This window comes from Actinoplanes sp. NPDC026623 (genome assembly GCF_040638275.1).
Lineage (GTDB): Bacteria > Actinomycetota > Actinomycetes > Mycobacteriales > Micromonosporaceae > Actinoplanes.
In genome coordinates this window covers 1-4471 of record NZ_JBEZXZ010000359.1, presented here as the reverse complement: position 1 = coordinate 4471, position 4471 = coordinate 1, and the positions used below count along the sequence as shown (strand labels likewise).

Here is a 4471-nt window from a genome sequence, read left to right as displayed (position 1 = left end):
GCTGCCTGGTGGCCGGCGACCCGGCGGGCGCGCTGACCGCCCTGGACTCCGGCCGGGGCCTGGCGCTGTACGCCGCCACGGAGACCCGCGACATCGCCGACCGGCTGGTGCTGGCCGGCGCGGAAGGCCTCGCGGCGCGGTGGCGTGCGGCGCTGCCCGGCGGCGATCCCGGCCCGGACCTGCGCCGGGAGGTGCTGGACACGCTGCTCGCGCACGCGCCGTCGGCCGGGCTGCTCGACCCGCCCGGCCATGCCGAGATTCAGCAGGCGCTGAAGGACATCGACGCGGACGCGCTGGTCTATCTCGTCGCGGGTGCCGGGTCGATTCCCGGAAACGCCGTGATCGCCGCCGCCGACGGGCCGCCGAGCTATCTCGCCCTGCCGTATCTCGTCCTGGACGGCGAGGTCGGCGTCGAGCGCTACCTGGCGACGGCGGCGCCCCGCGACGCCGCGATGGCCCCCGGTGCCGACACCGGCGTCGAGCTCGCCGACAGCCTCGAGACGCTGTGCGGGTGGGCCTGGCACGCCGCCATGGGCCCCCTGATCGAGACCTTTCTGCGGCGGCTGCCACGGCCGGCGCACCGCCCGTACCGGTTGGTGCTGGTGCCGATGGGGGACCTGGCCCGGATCCCGTGGCAGGCCGCCCGCCGGCCCGACGGGCGGTACGCCGTCGAGCTCGCCGCGATCTCGCAGGCGGCCTCGGCCCGCATGCTGTGCCGCAGCGCCGCGCTGCCCGAGGTGGCGCCCACGCCGACCGGCCTGGTGGTGGGCGACCCGGACACCACCGATCCGGAGACCGGGCGCCACGAGGTGGACCTGGTCGCGGCGCGGCTCGAGGCGTACGCGATCCGGCAGGCCTTCTATCCCGGCGCGCGATTCGTCGGGCGCGGGCCGGACGGCGCATCCCGTACCTCCGGTGCCGGCACCGCCGCCGAGGTCCGCGAGTGGCTCACCGCCGCCGGGCCGGTACGGGGGAGCATGCTGCACCTGGCCTGCCACGGCTACGTCCGCACCGAGGGCGACCGTCCCGGCGCCCATCTGGCGCTGGCCGGGGGCGAGCGGCTCACCGCGGAGGAGCTGGTCGCGGTGATGGGCGCGGCGCCGGAGCGGGCCGTCGGGCTGGTCGTGCTCGCCGCCTGCCGGACCGGGCTGTCGATGAACGGCTACGACGAGGCCTACAGCCTCGGCACCGCCTTCCTGGCCGGTGGCGCGCGGTCCGTGCTCTCCACCCAGTGGAGCATCCCGGACCGGGCCACCTCGGTACTCATGTTCATGTTCCACCACTACCTGCGCAGTGAACGGCGGCCGGCCTGGGCGGCGCTGCGGCAGGCGCAGCTCTGGATGCTCGAGCCCGACCGGGCGATCCCGGACGGCATGCCCGCGACGCTGCGCGCGGGTCTTTCCACGACCGGCCTGCGCGACGTGGTCGCGTGGGCCGGTTTCATCCATTGGGGTCAGTGAGCTGGGTGGCCGGCTGCACCGGAGGAGAGCGATGTCGGACAGGATCAGGGCTCTGCGCGATCAGGTGGCCCTGCACACCGGTGCGGCGCGGGCCCGGCCGCTGGTCGAGCTCGGCCAGGCGCTGCTCGACCGGTACTGGCGTGCCGGACCGGGCTCGCCGGCGGGCGGCCCGGATCTCGACGAGGCGATCACGGTACTGGGCGAGGCGTACGACCTGCTCGGAACGGACTCGCCCCTGTACGGCCAGCTGGCCGGCCAGCTGGGCTGGCTGCACGGCATCCGGCACACCGCGCACGGCGGGCCGGCCGGCGACCGCGAGACCGGTATCCGCCTCCTCGAGGTGGCGCTGAGCCGTCCGCAGCAGCCGGCGATGATGCTCGGGGTGGCCCGGTTCGTCCTCGGTCAGCTGCTGCTCGCCCGGCAGGCGCCGGCCATGGGTGCTCCCGGCCTCGCGGTCCGGATCATGAACGGCGGCCCGGCGGACGGTGCCGCCGACCTGGATCGCGCCGTCGTCCTCTTCCGGGAGATCATCGACGGGCCCAGGATCAGCGCCGAACTCACCGAGACGGCCGCGACCATGCTGGTCGTGGCGGAGGCCATGCAGGCCATGTTCGGCGGGGCGGGCGGCCGGATGGACCTCGGCAAGCTCGCGGCCGCGATGACGGCGATCCAGGATTTCCAGGCCAGGACCCGGACGCCCGGTGCCGGTCTCGGGGTCATGCCCGGCGCGGTGGACGTCTCACTGATCCCCGACGCCGGCCCGGCGGGCCGCCCGGTGGCCGTGGTGGACGGTCCGGTGCCGGCCCCGGCGAGCCTCCCGCGACAGCGGCGTGCGGCCGAGCGGCCGACCGGCGACGCCGTGCTCCGCGCCGCGCTGGACGCCCTGCTGACCGAGCCGGTGCCGACGGCACTGCGGGCGCTGCTCGACGCGGACCCCGCCGACCCGGCGCTGGTGGACGACCTGGTGGCGATCGGCAGCGTGCTGGCCGAGTCCGCGGCGGCCCGGCCCGCCGACCACCTGGCGTTCGCCGCCGGCCTGTACCTGCGCGGCGCGTCCGACGCCGCCGACCGCGGGCGGGCCGCCGAGAGCCTGGGCCGGGCCACGGAGAACGCCTCGGCGGAGTCGCCCGAGTTCCTCGCCGCGGCCCTGCGCCTGGCCACCCTGCTCGACCGGTCCGATCCGGCCCTGCGGGCCGTACCGGCGCTCGGTGAGCGGTTCGCCGCGGTCGCCGAGGCGATGCGCAAGGCCGGCGCCGACGCGCTGGTGCTCACCACCGCCGAGGAGACGCTCGTCCTGTCGCCGGAGGGCCGGCTCGGATTGCGGGACGCCGCCGCGCCGTTGCCGCCCCGCGTGCTGATGGTCGGCGCCGGGGACCTCGAAGACGACTGTGTCGTGTCGTATCTGCGTTCCGGTGCGCAGGCCGTCGAGCTGGCCCGGCGGGGCCGCCGCCCGGCCGGGGAGGCCGTGTTCGTCGCCAACCCGCGCCGGGACCGCGACGCGGCCACGATGGACGCCATCGCCCTGCGCCGCGCGTTCTATCCGCGGTCGACGGGGTTCGGGTTGACCGTCGACGGCGTCGACGGCCGCGGCACCCCGGACGAGGTCGCCGCCCACCTGGACGCCCCCGTGCTGCACCTCGGTTGTGGAATCACCGCGGACGGCGCCCTGGAACTCGCCGACCTGGCCGAGTTGCCGATCGAGCGCGTCGCCGCGCCGGCGGGCGGCGAGGCCGGCGGTGTCGTCGTGCTGCCGCCCGACCCGACCGGCACCCCGGCCCTCATCGACGCCCTGCTGGCCCGCGGCGCGGTCGACGTGATCGCCTTCCGCGAGCCGGTCCCGGACCGGGTCGCCTCGCTCGTCTACTTCCTCCTGCACGCCGGCCTGGTCGACGGGTGCCTCGATCCGGCCGCGGCCGTGGACGCGGTGCGCAGGTGGATGAGGGACCCGGCCCGCGAGCTGCCCGATCTGCTCCCGGCCGCCCATCGCGCGAGCGCGCGGGACACCGACCTCGCCGATCCGCGGTTCTGGCGACCCCTTGTCTGCCACGGGGTGTGACCCGGGGCGGCGGCCGGCACGACTCACCATGGGAGGGCCAGGACGATGGATGACGAGACGCTCGGCGATGCCCTGGACGTGCTGCGGGACGTGGTGCTCTGGGAGCTCACGCCGCAGCGATGGGACCAGGTCGGGCGGCTGATCGGGCAGATCTCCGCCGCGTACGCCGGCAGCGACCCGGACGGCGTGCGGGAGGCGATCGCCGACCTGGAGCTCAACGGGCCGGTACGGGCGCTGCGGATCGGCACCACCACCGTCACCGGCGTGCCCGAGCCGGTGCTCGACCGGTGCAACGAACTCGTGCACACCCTCGTGGCGGAACGTGCCGGGCAAGCCACGGGCAAGGGGGTGGACGGTGCCCGCGAGGACGGTTGAGCAGGAGTTCGTCGCCCACCTTTTCGCGCCGCTCGACGGGCCGCACGCGGAGCCCGCGCTGCGGCAGCTGCGGTCCGTCTGGGAGAACTGCCGGTCCCAGCTCGGCATGACCCGGCAGATCGACGAGACGGGCCTGGATGTCCGGCTCCCCGCCGACCCGGCGGCCGTGCCGCCCGGCGCGGTAGCCGGACTGCAGGACGTCACGGTGACGTTCCAGGCCATCGCCCGCCGCGAGCACGACGTCCTCAACGTCTCGCTGGTCATGGCGACGCCGGTGGATGCGCCGGCCCGGCGCCGGTTCGGGCTGGGCACGGTGGCGCCGCCCGGATGGCAGGAGTTCCACCGCTGGTGGGCGCTGCTGACCGCGGCCGGCACCGGGGCGCTGCTCGGGGAGGCGACCATCTACCAGGGCAAGTCCCGCGCCGCCTCGGGCGCGGACGTCCGCGCCGAACTGCCGGTCTCGGACCAGGACGCCGCGGCGTGGTGGCTGCGGCCGCGGGACCTGGCCGGGCTCACCGTCTGGGACTCCCAGGAAGACGCCCGCGGCGTAGCCGCCGGTGTCGGAGAGCACCACGGCGAT

At 76.1% G+C, this 4471-nt stretch carries 4 protein-coding genes; all 4 read left to right on the top strand.

Features of this window, described 5'->3' with window-relative positions:
* Nucleotides 1-1460, top strand: a 1460-nt coding sequence (locus tag AB0F10_RS44490) for a CHAT domain-containing protein (RefSeq protein WP_360640453.1), incomplete at its 5' end; no start/stop codon positions are given.
* A gap of 31 nt (nucleotides 1461-1491) precedes the next feature.
* Nucleotides 1492-3516, top strand: coding sequence for a hypothetical protein (locus AB0F10_RS44485; protein ID WP_360640450.1), 2025 nt, complete (start codon nucleotides 1492-1494; stop codon nucleotides 3514-3516).
* A 45-nt stretch (nucleotides 3517-3561) separates the two neighbouring features.
* On the top strand, nucleotides 3562-3891 hold the full coding sequence (locus AB0F10_RS44480) for a CATRA system-associated protein (RefSeq protein ID WP_360640448.1): 330 nt from the start codon (nucleotides 3562-3564) through the stop codon (nucleotides 3889-3891).
* Nucleotides 3872-4471: CATRA conflict system CASPASE/TPR repeat-associated protein (locus tag AB0F10_RS44475; protein ID WP_360640445.1), on the top strand; the 600-nt coding region annotated here is incomplete at its 3' end. The genes AB0F10_RS44480 and AB0F10_RS44475, both read left to right, overlap by 20 nt.

Excerpts from the sequence above, each read along its gene's own strand:
- AB0F10_RS44480 (WP_360640448.1), top strand. The coding sequence starts at position 3,562 with ATGGATGACGAGACGCTCGGCGATGCCCTGGACGTGCTGCGGGACGTG.
- AB0F10_RS44485 (WP_360640450.1), top strand. The coding sequence starts at position 1,492 with ATGTCGGACAGGATCAGGGCTCTGCGCGATCAGGTGGCCCTGCACACC.